17 protein-coding genes are annotated in these 13,194 nt (G+C 67.4%); 8 read left to right on the top strand and 9 right to left on the bottom strand.

What is annotated here, in order from left to right; translation table 11 throughout:
* Positions 1–559 precede the first annotated feature (559 nt).
* From HMPREF2716_RS16340 to asnB, 3 genes are all read left to right on the top strand, one after another.
* Positions 560–700: a PA0050 family protein gene (locus HMPREF2716_RS16340; RefSeq protein ID WP_003083582.1), complete on the top strand. Its 141-nt coding sequence runs from the start codon at positions 560–562 to the stop codon at positions 698–700.
* 61 nt (positions 701–761) lie between these two features.
* A complete protein-coding gene (locus tag HMPREF2716_RS29730; protein WP_003083584.1) occupies positions 762–899 on the top strand; it encodes a PA0050 family protein in 138 nt (45 codons plus the stop codon).
* A gap of 622 nt (positions 900–1,521) precedes the next feature.
* Complete coding sequence (asnB, locus tag HMPREF2716_RS16350; protein ID WP_003111526.1) at positions 1,522–3,354, top strand: asparagine synthase (glutamine-hydrolyzing); 1,833 nt, start codon at positions 1,522–1,524, stop codon at positions 3,352–3,354.
* Positions 3,355–3,406: 52 nt separating this feature from the next.
* Here asnB and HMPREF2716_RS16355 read toward each other — a convergent pair whose 3' ends face one another.
* From HMPREF2716_RS16355 to osaR, 4 genes are all read right to left on the bottom strand, one after another.
* Positions 3,407–3,835 carry a cupin domain-containing protein gene (locus tag HMPREF2716_RS16355; protein WP_003083588.1) on the bottom strand — a complete coding sequence of 143 codons (429 nt, stop codon included), beginning with the start codon at positions 3,833–3,835 and terminating at the stop codon, positions 3,407–3,409.
* A 207-nt stretch (positions 3,836–4,042) separates the two neighbouring features.
* The gene (locus HMPREF2716_RS16360; RefSeq protein ID WP_003111523.1) at positions 4,043–4,591 is read right to left on the bottom strand and encodes an RNA 2'-phosphotransferase; all 549 of its coding nucleotides are present in this window, start codon (positions 4,589–4,591) and stop codon (positions 4,043–4,045) included.
* A 38-nt stretch (positions 4,592–4,629) separates the two neighbouring features.
* Entirely contained in the window at positions 4,630–5,136 is a 507-nt protein-coding gene (locus HMPREF2716_RS16365) for a DUF1993 domain-containing protein (protein WP_003083593.1), read from the bottom strand.
* Between the two features lie 65 nt (positions 5,137–5,201).
* Positions 5,202–6,122, bottom strand: a complete 921-nt coding sequence (gene osaR / locus HMPREF2716_RS16370; protein ID WP_003128174.1) for an oxidative stress response transcriptional regulator OsaR — start codon at positions 6,120–6,122, stop codon at positions 5,202–5,204.
* 107 nt (positions 6,123–6,229) lie between these two features.
* Between osaR and HMPREF2716_RS16375 the strand changes: the two genes are divergently transcribed.
* The 4 genes from HMPREF2716_RS16375 to HMPREF2716_RS16390 all read left to right on the top strand — a co-directional run bounded on the left by HMPREF2716_RS16375 (position 6,230) and on the right by HMPREF2716_RS16390 (position 8,767).
* Positions 6,230–7,117 (top strand): MBL fold metallo-hydrolase, encoded by an 888-nt coding sequence (locus tag HMPREF2716_RS16375; RefSeq protein WP_003083599.1) that lies wholly within the window; start codon positions 6,230–6,232, stop codon positions 7,115–7,117.
* A gap of 62 nt (positions 7,118–7,179) precedes the next feature.
* Positions 7,180–7,884: a disulfide reductase DsbM gene (gene dsbM, locus HMPREF2716_RS16380; RefSeq protein WP_023097117.1), complete on the top strand. Its 705-nt coding sequence runs from the start codon at positions 7,180–7,182 to the stop codon at positions 7,882–7,884.
* 83 nt (positions 7,885–7,967) lie between these two features.
* Positions 7,968–8,423: an OsmC family protein gene (locus tag HMPREF2716_RS16385; protein WP_003118563.1), complete on the top strand. Its 456-nt coding sequence runs from the start codon at positions 7,968–7,970 to the stop codon at positions 8,421–8,423.
* Positions 8,424–8,533: 110 nt separating this feature from the next.
* A complete protein-coding gene (locus HMPREF2716_RS16390; protein WP_003114662.1) occupies positions 8,534–8,767 on the top strand; it encodes a DUF1161 domain-containing protein in 234 nt (77 codons plus the stop codon).
* Positions 8,768–8,778: 11 nt separating this feature from the next.
* Here the strand turns inward: HMPREF2716_RS16390 and HMPREF2716_RS16395 are convergent, their stop codons facing one another.
* Complete coding sequence (locus HMPREF2716_RS16395; RefSeq protein ID WP_003083612.1) at positions 8,779–9,216, bottom strand: PA0061/PA0062 family lipoprotein; 438 nt, start codon at positions 9,214–9,216, stop codon at positions 8,779–8,781.
* 56 nt (positions 9,217–9,272) lie between these two features.
* Positions 9,273–9,689, bottom strand: coding sequence for a PA0061/PA0062 family lipoprotein (locus tag HMPREF2716_RS16400; protein ID WP_003083614.1), 417 nt, complete (start codon positions 9,687–9,689; stop codon positions 9,273–9,275).
* A gap of 91 nt (positions 9,690–9,780) precedes the next feature.
* Here HMPREF2716_RS16400 and HMPREF2716_RS16405 point away from each other — a divergent pair, with 91 nt between their 5' ends.
* Positions 9,781–10,908 (top strand): aminopeptidase, encoded by a 1,128-nt coding sequence (locus HMPREF2716_RS16405; RefSeq protein ID WP_003118564.1) that lies wholly within the window; start codon positions 9,781–9,783, stop codon positions 10,906–10,908.
* A gap of 7 nt (positions 10,909–10,915) precedes the next feature.
* Here the strand turns inward: HMPREF2716_RS16405 and HMPREF2716_RS16410 are convergent, their stop codons facing one another.
* From HMPREF2716_RS16410 to HMPREF2716_RS16420, 3 genes are read right to left on the bottom strand one after another with little or no spacing between them, the layout of a single operon-like run.
* The gene (locus HMPREF2716_RS16410) at positions 10,916–11,899 is read right to left on the bottom strand and encodes a hypothetical protein (RefSeq protein ID WP_003114660.1); all 984 of its coding nucleotides are present in this window, start codon (positions 11,897–11,899) and stop codon (positions 10,916–10,918) included.
* A gap of 32 nt (positions 11,900–11,931) precedes the next feature.
* Positions 11,932–12,597 carry an HAD family hydrolase gene (locus HMPREF2716_RS16415; protein ID WP_003118497.1) on the bottom strand — a complete coding sequence of 222 codons (666 nt, stop codon included), beginning with the start codon at positions 12,595–12,597 and terminating at the stop codon, positions 11,932–11,934.
* Positions 12,590–13,132, bottom strand: a complete 543-nt coding sequence (locus tag HMPREF2716_RS16420; protein ID WP_003083618.1) for a gamma carbonic anhydrase family protein — start codon at positions 13,130–13,132, stop codon at positions 12,590–12,592. The genes HMPREF2716_RS16415 and HMPREF2716_RS16420 overlap by 8 nt, the downstream gene beginning before the upstream one ends.
* Positions 13,133–13,194 lie beyond the last annotated feature (62 nt).

Raw genomic sequence — 13,194 nt, forward strand, 5'->3', positions numbered from 1 at the left:
GGGACAGGCGATCACCAGCAGCACCAGGGCGCGGGGGCCGGGGCCGACGCAAGGTGCGTCGCGGGTTGCTGCGGTGGCGGACGGGAGGGCGGTGCTAGGGGGCGCGTGTCGCCGGTAGACGGAGGCGCGCGGAGGGAGGGTTGCGGGACGACGCGGAGGCGTCTGGGAAAGTCAGGTCCTTTGCCATGGATGCACCGATCGTTGTTCTTGCTGTTGTGGGGCGTCGGTGGGTGCACGGCCGGACTTCGCACCCGTGCGGCATTCTTGGAGGCGCCGGCGCGGGGCGTCCAACGAATTTATGTGGCCGCCGGGGATAGGAAAAGTTGATGGCGAACCGGTGCCGAAGCCCCCTGCCCCGGTACTTTCGCTGGCGCTGCGGCAATCCACCGCACTGGCGCGTTCGCTCGGGCCGGTCTTTGCTCTCCGGGGTCCGGCGGCTCGCCGGCGAGTCTTGCGGTGCGCCGCGAGCGGACGGGCGTTCGGTCCTTCTGCAGGCAAATGCCCTTGTTTTCGGAGAAGGACACGGATCGTTGATCGCTGTTTCGACCAAGGAGGTCAGATGAAAAGGAAGATGCTGGCGGCTTCGCTGCTGCTGTGGATGTTCTCGCTGACGGCGCAGGCGGACTGCGCGGTGCTCGGGCCGGGGGAAGATCCCTGCGCGGGCCCGGTGCTGGGACCGACCGTCTGCGAGTGCCCGTGATGACCGACTGTACCCTCGACCAGGGACAGGGAGCGTTCGATTACCAACCAGGAGGTTGCAAATGAAGAAAGTACTGTTGGCTGTGTTCCTGCTCTGTGGCTTCTCTCTTACCGCCCAGGCCGCGTGCCCGGTTTTCGGCCCGTCCGAGGACCCGTGCAGCGGGCCGGTGTTCGGTCCGTCGACCTGCGAATGCCCTTGAGGTAGGTCGTCTGGCGGGCCCGGTGCAGCGGGCCCGCTTCCGGATGGATCGCTCGAAGTTGCCTGCTTTAATTCTCCATTCCCCGCGCCGCCCTACTTTTCCCGCTCGTCCATCGTCGCGTCGAACGTTGCCACGAAATCAGCGTCGGTGGACAACTCTTATATTCAATAGTTGTACGATCTGAGTTTGTTGTAGTCATTTGCTTAGTTGGCTATCCATATGATTGCCGTAAAGCAATTATAAGTTTAATTGGATTAGCTTTCTAAGTCTTTGGAAAGAGCCGTGAACGACCCTGTAATATCTGGTTGTAGAGCCGCGTAATGATGTTTCAGGATGTTTCATTAATTTTGTAGATTATTGTTTTTCCTTTGTTTTTTTAAAAACAGCTACCAGATTTAGATAGATATTAATTAACTCGGCCACGTTTTTTCCTGTTCTATCATTGGCCTTCCTTGGGCGCAGGCCTGCCGAAACTGCTTATCTTCAGGTCCTCGAAAAGTTCATACATCGACCGCCTTGGGCGAAGCATTCGTACGCCGGCAATCTGGCCGGCCGCACGGATGTTTTCAGCATGTTCTCTGGATGAATTTCCCGATAAAACATCAATTAGAGGAGTTTCCCTATGTGCGGTCTCGCGGGTTGGGTGGATTACACGCGCAAGCTCGACGACGAATTTCCGGCGATCTTCGCCATGACCGATACGCTCGCCTTGCGTGGGCCGGATGCCGAGGGCATCTGGAAGCACCGCAACGCCCTGCTGGGTCACCGGCGGCTGGCGGTCATCGACCTCAGCGGCGGCGTGCAGCCGATGTCCTATCGCTTTCCCACCGGCCAGGAGGTCACCCTCGTCTACACCGGCGAGGTGTACAACCACGATGCCCTGCGCGAGCGGTTGCGCCGGGCCGGACATGAGTTCCGCACCCGCAGCGATACCGAGGTGGTCCTGCACGCCTATCTGCAATGGGGCGAGCGTTGTTGCGAGTACCTGACCGGGATGTTCGCCTTCGCCGTCTTCGATGGCCGCGACGGCCACCTGCTGCTGGTGCGCGACCGCCTGGGCATCAAGCCGCTGTATTACGCGCGGCACCGCGAGGGACTGCTGTTCGGCTCGGAGATCAAGTCCATCCTGGCGCATCCGGAATTCGCCGCCAGGCTCGACGCGGTCGGCCTGGTCGACCTCCTGACGCTGTCCCGGGGCACTTCGCAGACGCCGTTCCGCGAGGTCCAGGAACTGCTGCCCGGCCACCTGCTGTCCTGGCGTCCCAATTCCCAGGCGAAGTTGCGCCGCTACTGGGAGGTGCGCCGCCAGGAGCATGCCGACGACCTGCAGAGCACCGTGCAGCGCACCCGCGAACTGGTCACCCGCGCCCTGGGGTCGCAATTGCACGCCGACGTTCCGGTGTGTTCGCTGCTATCGGGTGGGCTCGATTCGACCGCCCTGACCGGCATCGCCCAGCGCATCGCGAAGGCGGAGCACGGCGGCGACATCAATTCATTCTCGGTGGACTTCGTCGGCCAGGCCGAGCAGTTCCGCAGCGACGACCTGCGTCCCGACCAGGACCAGCCGTTCGCCCTGCTGGCCGCGCAGTACATCGGCAGCCGTCATCGCACCGTGCTCATCGACAATGCCGAACTGGTCTGCGAACGAGCGCGCGAAGAGGTATTCCGGGCCAAGGACGTACCTTTCACCTTCGGCGACATGGATACCTCGCTGCACCTGATGTTCGGCGAGATCCGCCGGCATTCCACGGTGGCCATCTCCGGTGAAGGCGCCGACGAGCTGTTCGGTGGCTACGGCTGGTTCCGCGATCCGCAGGCGGTGGCTGCGGCGCGCTTCCCCTGGGCCTCCAGGGTGCGCCTGCCAGCCGGCTTCATCGACGCCGGTTTCAACCGCCGCTGCGATCTCCTCCAGTACCAGCAGGCCAGCTACGACGATGGGCTGCGCCAGGTCGAACACCTGGCCGGCGACAGCCCGGAGGAGCGGCGGATGCGCGAGTTCAGCCACCTGCATCTGAAGCGCTGGATGGTGCTGCTGCTCGAACGCAAGGATCGCCTGAGCATGTGCAACGGCCTGGAGGTGCGGGTGCCCTACACCGACCATGAGCTGGTGGAGTACGTCTACAACGTGCCCTGGTCGATCAAGAGCCGGGACGGCGAGGAGAAGTGGCTGCTCAAGCGGGCCTGCGCCGACTATGTCCCGGAAGCCGTGCTCAAGCGCCGCAAGAGCCCTTATCCGACTTCTGCCAACCTCGGCTACGAGCGTTTCCTGCGCGGGAGCGTGCGGCGCCTGCTGGAGGACGCGGCGAACCCGGTGTTCGGCATCGTTTCGCGAGAGTTCCTGGCCGCCGAACTGGAGCATCCGGAGGGGTACTTCAACACCCAGGTGAGCCGCCACAACCTGGAGACCGCGCTGGCGCTGGAAGGCTGGCTCAGGTTGTACGGGCTCTCCGCCTGAGCGTGACGCGGGGCGTGGCGGGTTCGGGCTGCTGTCCGGCCCGCCGGCGTCTTCAGGCGTCGGGCATTTCGCCGCGTTCGCCGAGCCCCACCGGCATGCCTTCCACGCCGGCATGGAACAGCAGGGCTTCCACCGGTTCGGCCCCGGCTATCAGGCGATGGATGATGTTCATCAGGCAACCCGCCGCCTCGCCTTCCAGCACCCGCGTGCTCTGGGCTCCGTCGCGGGTCTCCAGGCGCAGTTCGCCCTTGAGCACGTAAAGCGCGCTGGGCATCGGATGGACCTGCCAGTCCAGGCGTTCGTGGGCGGCCAGGCTCAGGCGCTGCACGGTGAGCTGCGGCTGGCCAAGGGGATAGCCGAGGTAGAGCGAGCCGTTCCAGGCGCAGCCGCTGCGCAGCAGGGTTTCGCGGTGCGGACTGGTTGCGGCCGGGAGGTCGCGGCTGGGTGGGAACACATGCACGTGGCTGGGGCGAAGGTCCATCGGGCGTCCTGCGCTTGTCGGTGTTTTTCCTCAGTCAAGCTGGCTTTCACCGCCTGCTCCACTGCCGCTTCTGCTAGGCGGCAGCGGGCCATCAAGGAGGCGGTTGGTTCATCGCAGGCGGCGGCTTTCTCCTTTAGCCTCGGCGCATCGGCGGATAACGCTGCGCGTTATGCGCCCTACGACTTCCCGATGAGAGGCGATGCCTTCTCAAGCCTCGCGGATGAACCGCACGGGTACCCGCTCGGTCAGCCAGACGCCGTTCTCCGCCTGGTGGAATAGGTGCCCGGCCAGGTGCATGTCGCGCGCGTCGATTTCCAGCAGAACCGGGCTGCCGTAGCGGCGGCCGACTTCCAGGGCGGTGGCGCGGCGGGCGGAGAGATGGACGTGGTGGCGGCTGCCGGGGACCAGGCCGCGCTCGCGGATGGAGTCGAGGAAGCGGCTGGCGGTGCCGTGGTAGAGCACTGCGGGCGGGACCGCGGGGGCGTAGGCGATGGCCACCGCGGCATGCGAGTGGCCTTGCACGGCGCGGATGCGCTGGCCATCGGCGGAGAGGGCGAAGCGCTTCTTGTCGTTGTTCTCGACCACCGCGCCGAGCAGCATGCGGTCGAGGGCGCGGCCGTCCCGCGCCGCGCCGGCGATCAGGGCGTCGATGTCGGCCCAGCCTTCGCCGTCCAGCGTCAGGCCGATGGCCTCGGGCTGGTGGCGAAGGACATAGCTGAGGAACTTGCTGGTGTCGTCGAGGGTTTTCCGATCCATTCCATGGTCCTTGTGCGTGCCATCCCGGCGCGGGAACCTCAGGCGCCGCCGAGGAAGTCCATCTTGCCCAGTTCGACGCCGTTGTGGCGGAGGATGGCGTAGGCGGTGGTGACGTGGAAGAAGAAGTTGGGCAGGGCGAAGCCGAAGAGGAAGTCGCGGCCGTTGAAGCTGATCTCCTGGCCGCGCACCTTGAGGGTCACGTTGCGCTCTTCGGCGCCGTCCAGTTGTTCCTCGCGGATGCCCTCGAGGAACTCGACGGTGCGGGCGATGCGTGCCTGGAGTTCGTCGAAGGTGGTTTCCGTATCCGCGTAGCTCGGCACTTCCAGCCCGGCCAGCCGCGCGCCGGCGCCCTTGGCGGCGTCGCTGGCGATCTGCACCTGGCGCGCCAGGGGGAACATGTCCGGCGCCAGCCGGGCGTCGATGAAGATGCGCGGATCGATGTTCTTCGCTTCGGCGTGGGCGGCGGCTTTCTTCAGGATCGCCGAGAGGTTGCCGAGGGTGCGCAGGAAGGTCGGGATCGAAGCCTGGTAGATCGACAGGGACATGGACGTGCTCCAGACAGGGGATAAAGGTGCGTCGAAGGCGGCGCGTCCAGCAGTCTACCCGGCTTTCACGCCAGCGCCAGGGGGCCCGCCTCGTCCCAGTGCGGATCGGCCGCCATCCGTTCGACCAGGAAGTCCAGCAGCGCCCGCAGCGCCGGCGGCATCTGCCGGCGCGAGGCGTACACCGCGTGGATGCCGAGCACCTGCGGCGACCACTCCGGCAGCAGCGCCACCAGGCGTCCGCTACGGATCAGCGGGGCTGCCGAGTACAGCGGCTGCTGGCTGATCCCGGCACCGGCGGCGGCGGCCTCCAGCAGCACGGTGGATTCGTTGGCGCTGAGACTGCCACCCACCGGCACGCTGGTCGGCTCGCCGTCGCGCTCGAACTGCCAGAGACTGCGGCCGAAGTAGGAGTAGGTCAGGCAGTTGTGCAGCGCCAGGTCCTCCGGGCGCCGCGGGGTGCCGTGGCCGCGCAGGTAGTCCGGCGCGGCGCAGATCACCGAGCGGCATTCGCCGAGGCGGCGGGCGATCAGGTTGGGGTCGAGCTGGTTGGCGATGCGCAGGGCCAGGTCGATGCGCTCCTCCACCAGGTTGACCACCTGGCTGTTGACCTGCAGGTCGATGGCGGTGCCCGGGTAGCGCTCGACGAAGGCGGCGGCGGCACGGGTCAGCCAGGCCTGGGCGAAGGACAGGCTGCTGGTGATGCGCAGAGTGCCGCGCGGGCTGTCGCGGCGGGTCTGGCCGGTGGCCTGCATGGCGTCGGCCACGGCGAGCATCTCGCGGCACTGTGGCAACAGCTCCGCGCCGGCGTCGGTCAGGCTCAGGCGGCGGGTGCTGCGGTGCAGCAGGCGTGCGCCGACCCACTCCTCCAACTCGGCGAGGTAGCGCGAGACCATCGCCCGGGACATGTCCAGACGCTCGGCGGCGGCGGTCTGGCTGCCGCTGTCGATGACTTCGACGAAGACGCGAGTGGCGGTCAGGCGGTCCATGATTCGCTCGATCCATGCAACAAATCTGTGATTATTGCGGGGATTTTTGCGCGCTTTCAAGCAACTAACATGGCAAGCCTCTGATCCCACTGCCTGGAGAACCGCTCATGTCGCGCCATGGATTGCTTCGTTCCCTGTTCGCCGCCGCCGCCCTGCTGGGTGCCGCCGGCGTCTTCGCCGCCAGCGCCGAACCGCTGCGGCTGGAGGTCTACAACCCCGGCGAGAAGGCGATCTTCGCCGTGTCCTCGGAACTGCTGGTGGGCCAGCGCGAGGCGATGCTGATCGACGCGCAGTTCTCCCGCGCCGACGCCGAGCAACTGGTCAAGCGTATCCAGGCCAGCGGCAAGACCCTCAGCACTATCTACATCAGCCACGGCGACCCGGACTTCTACTTCGGCCTCGACGTGCTGAAGGCCGCCTTCCCCGAGGCGAAGATCCTCGCGACGGCGCAGACCGTCGCACACATCCAGGCGACCAAGGACGCCAAGCTGGCCTACTGGGGGCCGATCCTCAAGGACAACGCGCCGACGTCGCTGGTGGTGCCGGAGCCGCTGAAGGGCGACCAGTTGAAGCTGGAAGGCCATGCCCTGAAGGTGGTCGACCTGAAGGGGCCGAGCCCGGACCGCACGGTGCTGTGGATTCCGTCGCTGAAGACGGTGGTTGGTGGCGTGCTGGTGGAATCCGGTTCGCACGTCTGGACCGCCGATACCCAGACCCAGGCCTCGCGCCAGGCCTGGGTGGCGATGCTCGACCGGATCGAGGCGCTGCAACCGCGGCGCGTGGTGCCCGGCCATTTCACCGGCGAGGAGCCGAAGGGCCTGGACGGCGTGCGCTTCACCCGTGACTACCTGAAGGCCCTGGAAGCCGAACTGCCCAAGGCCAGGGATTCCGCCGCGCTGGTCGAGGCGATGAAGCGCCGCTACCCGAACCTGCCGGGCGAGGAAGGCCTGGAGCTGAGCGCCAAGGTGCTCAAGGGCGAGATGCAGTGGCCCTGAGCCGCGCCCGCCGATAGCCGCTGATCGAGGCGTCCCCTGCGGGGCGTCTCGTGGAGACCGAGATGAACGACCTCACCCTGCATTACCTCTACGATCCGCTCTGCGGCTGGTGCTACGGCGCCTCGCCGCTGCTCGCCGCCGCCCGCGAGGTGACGGGTCTGGACGTACGCCTGCATGGCGGCGGCATGATGACCGATGCCAACCGCCAGCCGGTCGGCGCCGGTCTGCGCCACTACGTGATTCCCCATGACCTGCGGATCGCCCAACTGACCGGCCAGCCGTTCGGCAAGGACTACTTCGACGGCCTGCTGCGCGACACCAGCGCGGTATTCGACTCGGCCCCGCCGACCGCCGCCGTGCTTGCCGCCGAAGCGCTCGACGGCCTCGGCGCGGCGATGCTGGCGCGGATCCAGCGTGCCCACTACGTCGAGGGCCGGCGTATCGCCGAGCGTCCGGTGCTGCTCGAGCTGGGTGCCGAACTGGGGCTTGGCGAGGGCTTCGCCGAGGCGTTCGACGCCTGCTCCGGCGAGCCGCTGCGCGCGCACTTCGCCGACAGTCGGCGGCTGATGAACCGTCTCGGCGCCGCTGGCTTCCCGACCTTCGCCCTGGAGCGCGACGGCCGCCTGCAGGTGCTCGACACCGGGCGCTACCTCGGCCAGCCGGACGACTGGCGGGCTCTCCTCGAAACGCGGCTGCGCCTTGCCGGCGGCAGCGATGCCGTGGGCGGGGCCGCGGCGCCGCTCTGCCGCATCGACGGTTGCGCCTGAATCCCGCCGCCGCGCAGGCGGACTGAACTTGTCCGGCTGCGTCGTCCTCCCATGTAGACATGCCCGCTCGCCGACGCGAGCGGATGTCCATCCACAGCTCCGGAGGAGTCGACATGAAGAAGACGGCATCGGCGGTCTGGCAAGGCGGCCTGAAAGACGGCAAGGGCACCCTTTCCACTGAAAGCGGCGCGCTCAAGGACAACCCCTATGGCTTCAATACCCGCTTCGAGGGCGCACCGGGAACCAACCCGGAAGAGCTGATCGGCGCGGCCCACGCCGGCTGCTTCAGCATGGCCCTGTCGATGATGCTCGGCGAGGCCGGCCTGACCGCCGAACGTATCGAGACCCGCGCCGAGGTCACCCTCGACAAGCAGTCCGACGGTTTCGCCATCACTGCCGTGCACCTGGTGCTCAGGGCGCGCGTGCCGGGGGCGGACGCGCAGACCTTCGAGCAGATCGCCAACAAGGCCAAGGCCGGTTGCCCGGTATCCAAGGTGCTCAACGCGAAGATCAGCCTGGACGCCAGCCTCGACGGCTGAGCGGAACGCTTCCCCAGCCCGGCGAACTGGCCCTGGCCTGCCGCAGTCGAATGCGGCAGGATGCGCTGCGCAGCACTCGGCTGCCAGGCATCGACGAGGAGTGACGGGTCATGAAAACCATCGGGCTGGGGATTGCCACCTTGCTGTTCAGCGCCACGGCGCTGGCCGCGCCGAAGCCGTGCGAGGAACTCAAGGCGGAGATCGAGACCAAGATCCAGTCGGCCGGGGTGACCTCCTACACCCTGGAGATCGTGCGCAACGACGAAGTCAGCGACCCGAACATGGTGGTCGGCAGTTGCGAGAACGGCACCAAGAAGATCATCTACCAGAAGAACGACGACTGAGCCGCTGCGTTTCAGTACGGCGGGCAGCGGCTGGTCTGGAAGTTCGAACGGGCGACCACCTCGCCACGCTCGTCGCTCAGTAGCGCCAGCGCCCTGCGCAATTGCGGGCGCACCTCCAGGCGATAGCGCCGGCCCGCCTCGAAGCCGTCATAGACCACCTGCTGGTAGCAGTTGATCTGCACCGGCTCGCCGAAGCCGCCGCCCCCGCCGCCGGAACCGCCATAGAGTTCGTACTGGAAGCGCACCTCCAGCACATGGCGTCCCGGAGTGACCTGGAAGTAGCGCCCGTCGCTCAACCGCTCGCCGTCCAGGCGCTCGGCCAGCAGGGTGTTGGCCGGCGCGCTGCGCAGCTCGACCCAGGCCATCTGCGGGTCCGGCTGCGGCAGCGGTCCGGCGCAGCCGGCGAGGAGCAGCAGCGCGAGCGGGACGAGACGGGTGAGTGGACGCATGGGGCGGGCTCCGGAGGGCGTTCAGCTCCTAGCATAGCGCCCTCGCCTTGCGCCGTTCAGACCTTCGCGCAGCGCCCCTCGCGGCCGCGCGCCAGTTCCCTGTTGTCCTGGTCGTAGAGCTTCGCCCAGGGACGGAAGCCGATGTGCCCGGCCTCCAGGCGGTAGCGCTGGCCGGCGCTGAAGTCCTTGAACTTGAGGTTGAGCTGGCAATCGCGCCAGAGCGGGCTGTCCACGGGGCCGATGTTGGTCGGGTCGACGGTGAACTGGTAGCGCACCGTGAGTTCGCGGGTGCCGGGATCGACCTCGAAGTAGCGCGTGCGGTCCCAGCTCTTGTCGTCGACTTCCACGGCGGCGAGATCGGCGTCGGGCTGGGTATCGAGGTCGACCCAGGCGCGGTTCGGGTCGGGGGTGGGCATCAGCAGTGAGCAGCCGCTCAGGACGAGCAGGCCACCGGCAAGCAGCAGCGTACGCATAGAAGACTCCGAAGCTCCTTTAACCCGGCCGCCATCCGTCGCGCCTTGGAAAAACGCCTTGCGTTCCTCCGCCTCGCCGGATCGCGGACCGGTGCTGGTAGGGCGGCGGGCGGTCCGCGTGCTGTGCTATGTTCCGCCCATGCCACGCCGCCTTCGCCATCCGCTTGCTGACCTTCGACTGCCCCGTTGGGTTCCCTGCCTGGCGCTGTTGGCGCTGAGCGGTTGCTCGACCGTCTCCTACTACGGGCAACTGGCCAGCGGCCAGTTCGCCCTGCTGCGCGCCCGCGAGCCGGCCGCCGCGGTGATCGCCGACCCGCAGCGCGACGCGCGCTTGCGCGAACGCCTGGCGAAGGCGGAAAAGGCCCGGCAATTCGCCAGCGAACGCCTCGGCCTGCCGGACAACCGCAGCTATCGCCTGTACGCCGATATCGGCCGGCCCTACGTGGTATGGAACGTGTTCGCCACCCCGGAGCTGTCGCTGCAGCCGGTCACCCATTGCTTCCCCATCGCCGGCTGCGTGGCCTACCGCGGCTACTACAGCGAGGCCGCCGCGCGCGCCGAGGCGGCGCGCCAGCGGGCGCTCGGCGACGACGTCTACGTCGGCGGGGTGCAGGCCTACTCGACCCTCGGCTGGTTCGACGATCCGATCCTCAGCAGCATGCTGCGCTGGGACGACGAACGGCTGGCGACCTTGATCTTCCACGAACTGGCGCACCAGAAGTTCTACCTGCGCGACGACACCGCCTTCAACGAATCCTTCGCCACCTTCGTCGAACAGGAAGGTACCCGCCAGTGGCGCGAGTATCGTGGACTGCCGCCGGCGGACGGCCGCGAGGAGAAGCGCCGCGAGCAGTTCACCGCGCTGGTCCTGGCCAGTCGTGCGCGCCTCGAAGCACTTTATGCCGGGCCGTTGGACGATGCCGCCAAGCGTGCCGGCAAGGCTGCCGAATTCCAGCGCCTGCGCCGCGAGTACGCGGCGCTGAGCCAGCGCGAATGGGGTGGCGAGTCGCCGTTCAAGGCCTGGATCGACGCGCCGTTCAACAATGCCAAGCTGCTTCCCTTCGGCCTCTACGACCAATGGGTGGCGGCGTTCGCCGTGCTGTTCCGCCAGGTCGGCGGCAACTGGCCGGCGTTCTATGCGCGGGTCCGTGCCCTTGGCCAGCTCCCCCTGGCAGAGCGCCAGGCGGCGTTGCAGCGGCTGGCCGCCGCAGCGCCCTGACGCCTGCTCAGGCGGCGAGCTGGTCGGCGTAGCACCAGCGCGTGGCCAGCCGGCCGATCGGCCAGAGCAGCGCCAACAGGCCGACGCCGAGCAGCGCCACCAGCAGCGTATAGCCGATGCCAGCGGGCGCCAGGCCGAGGATCATCAGCAGCGCCAGCCCCCCGCCGACCGCCAGCAGCGCGACGCTCCAGAGCAGCATGGCGACCACCGCGAGCAGCAGCGCGCGGCCGGCGGCGAAGCGTTGCAGGCGCGCCGGCAGGCGCGTGCAGACGGCGCCGAAGAGCAGCGCCGCGGGCAGCGCCACGCCGCTCAGGTACAGGCCGTATAGCCAAGGCTCGTCGTAGCGCAGCAGGGCGTAGGGAAGGAACTGCATCAGCTTGAAACACAGCGTGGCGAAACACAGCGCGGCGCCCAGGGCGACCTGCCAGGCAGCGACGCGGGCTTCTTCCCCTTCGGCCAGGCGCGGCGAGTTCACCCGGCTGCCGAGCAGCACCAGCCCCAACGGCAGCAGGCTGCCCAGGAGCAGGTAGACCCAGCTCATCGCTTCGTTGAACGCCATCAGCCAGACGCCGTAGCTGGATTGCGCCGTCACCCACTGGTAGAACGGCAGCGTCAGCGGTGCCAGGCCGATCCCGGCGAGCATGCCGCAGACCAGGTTGAGCAGACCGTAGCCGATCAGCAGCAGCGCCAGCGGGCGGAACTCGACGAGCTGCCGCTTCTCGCGGTAGGCATGCAGCACCAGCAGGTTGGCCGCCGCGTAGAACACCAGGCCGGTGAACCAGTGCGGCGCCATCAGTTGCAGGTGCTCGGAGAAACGCTGGCGGATCTCGCCGATGTCGTTGTACCACTGGATGCCCAGGCTCACGGCGAAGGACAGGCAGGTGACCAGCGCCAGCACCGCGATGAACGCATAGGGCTGGGTGGTGGCGGGCACCTCTCTGGCCGGCGGCTGCACCGGGGCGGTGGGGGTGGCGAAGGGGTTGTCGGTCATGTCAGGCGTCCTTGTCTGAAACGGAGCATGGGTCAGTGGGATTCCAACACCTGCCGCAGGGCGGCGAGGTCGGCGCAGTAATGGGTCGGCTGGTGCGCGCGCAGTTCGTCTTCGCTGCCGAAGCCGTAGCCGACGCCGATGCAGGCGACACCGTTGCGGCTGGCGCCGAGCAGGTCGTGCATGCGGTCGCCGATCATCAGGCAATGCTCCGCTGCCAGGCCTTCGCTGTCGAGCAGATGGCGGATCAGTTCGTCCTTGTGCGTGCGCGTGCCGTCCAGCTCGCTGCCGTAGATCGCCTTGAAGTGACGGTCGAAGGCGAAGTGGCGGGCGATCTCGCGGGCGAACACGCCGGGCTTGCTGGTCGCGACGTAGAGCGTGTGGCCGCGTCCGACCAGGGCTTCGAGCAGCTCGGGAATGCCGTCGAACACGCGGTTCTCGTAGAGACCGGTGACCCTGAAGCGCTCGCGGTAGTGGTTCACCGCCTCCCAGGCGCGCGCTTCGTCGAAGCCGTAGGTCTGCATGAAGCACTGCAACAGCGGGGGGCCGATGAAGTGTTCCAGGCGCGCCAGGTCCGGCTCGTCGATGCCCAGGCGGGCGAGGGCGAACTGCACCGAGCGGGTGATGCCCTCGCGTGGGTCGGTGAGGGTGCCGTCGAGATCGAAGAGGATGTTCGGGTAGCGCAGCGCGGCGTCACGCATGGTAGTCCTCGGCGATGTGCAGGTCTTTGAGCTTCACGTAGTTGCCGGCGGTGTAGGCGAAGAAGCCGCGCTCCTTGTCGCTCAGCGGACGGGCCTTCTTCGCCGGGCTGCCGACGTAGAGGAAGCCGCTCTCCAGCACCTTGCCCGGCGGCACCAGGCTGCCGGCGCCGAGGATCACTTCGTCCTCGATCACCGCGCCGTCCATGACGATCGAGCCCATCCCCACCAGCACCCGGTTGCCGATGCTGCAACCGTGCAGCAGGACCTTGTGCCCGACGGTCACTTCGTCGCCGATGCTCAGCGGAAAACCGTCCGGGTTGAAGGGGCCGGCGTGGGTGATGTGCAGCACGCTGCCGTCCTGGATGCTGCTGCGCTGGCCGATGCGGATGCGGTGCATGTCGCCGCGGATCACCACCAGCGGCCAGACCGAGCTGTCGGCGCCGATCTCGATGTCGCCGACGAGCACGGCCGAGGGATCGACGAAGACCCGCTCGCCGAGCAGTGGCGTTTTGCCCTGGTAGGAACGAATGGTCACGATAGTTTTCCTCAGGCTGCGGATGCCGCCGATTGTATTTAAGATGGTCGGGTATTTCCTTA

The sequence above is a fragment of the Pseudomonas sp. HMSC076A11 genome (assembly GCF_001810205.1).
GTDB lineage: Bacteria > Pseudomonadota > Gammaproteobacteria > Pseudomonadales > Pseudomonadaceae > Pseudomonas > Pseudomonas aeruginosa.

Coding starts and splice junctions, on each gene's coding strand:
- HMPREF2716_RS16340 (WP_003083582.1), top strand. CDS start 560: ATGAAAAGGAAGATGCTGGCGGCTTCGCTGCTGCTGTGGATGTTCTCG.
- HMPREF2716_RS29730 (WP_003083584.1), top strand. CDS start 762: ATGAAGAAAGTACTGTTGGCTGTGTTCCTGCTCTGTGGCTTCTCTCTT.
- asnB (WP_003111526.1), top strand. CDS start 1,522: ATGTGCGGTCTCGCGGGTTGGGTGGATTACACGCGCAAGCTCGACGAC.
- HMPREF2716_RS16355 (WP_003083588.1), bottom strand. CDS start 3,835: ATGGACCTTCGCCCCAGCCACGTGCATGTGTTCCCACCCAGCCGCGAC.
- HMPREF2716_RS16360 (WP_003111523.1), bottom strand. CDS start 4,591: ATGGATCGGAAAACCCTCGACGACACCAGCAAGTTCCTCAGCTATGTC.
- HMPREF2716_RS16365 (WP_003083593.1), bottom strand. CDS start 5,136: ATGTCCCTGTCGATCTACCAGGCTTCGATCCCGACCTTCCTGCGCACC.
- osaR (WP_003128174.1), bottom strand. CDS start 6,122: ATGGACCGCCTGACCGCCACTCGCGTCTTCGTCGAAGTCATCGACAGC.
- HMPREF2716_RS16375 (WP_003083599.1), top strand. CDS start 6,230: ATGTCGCGCCATGGATTGCTTCGTTCCCTGTTCGCCGCCGCCGCCCTG.
- dsbM (WP_023097117.1), top strand. CDS start 7,180: ATGAACGACCTCACCCTGCATTACCTCTACGATCCGCTCTGCGGCTGG.
- HMPREF2716_RS16385 (WP_003118563.1), top strand. CDS start 7,968: ATGTCCATCCACAGCTCCGGAGGAGTCGACATGAAGAAGACGGCATCG.
- HMPREF2716_RS16390 (WP_003114662.1), top strand. CDS start 8,534: ATGAAAACCATCGGGCTGGGGATTGCCACCTTGCTGTTCAGCGCCACG.
- HMPREF2716_RS16395 (WP_003083612.1), bottom strand. CDS start 9,216: ATGCGTCCACTCACCCGTCTCGTCCCGCTCGCGCTGCTGCTCCTCGCC.
- HMPREF2716_RS16400 (WP_003083614.1), bottom strand. CDS start 9,689: ATGCGTACGCTGCTGCTTGCCGGTGGCCTGCTCGTCCTGAGCGGCTGC.
- HMPREF2716_RS16410 (WP_003114660.1), bottom strand. CDS start 11,899: ATGACCGACAACCCCTTCGCCACCCCCACCGCCCCGGTGCAGCCGCCG.
- HMPREF2716_RS16415 (WP_003118497.1), bottom strand. CDS start 12,597: ATGCGTGACGCCGCGCTGCGCTACCCGAACATCCTCTTCGATCTCGAC.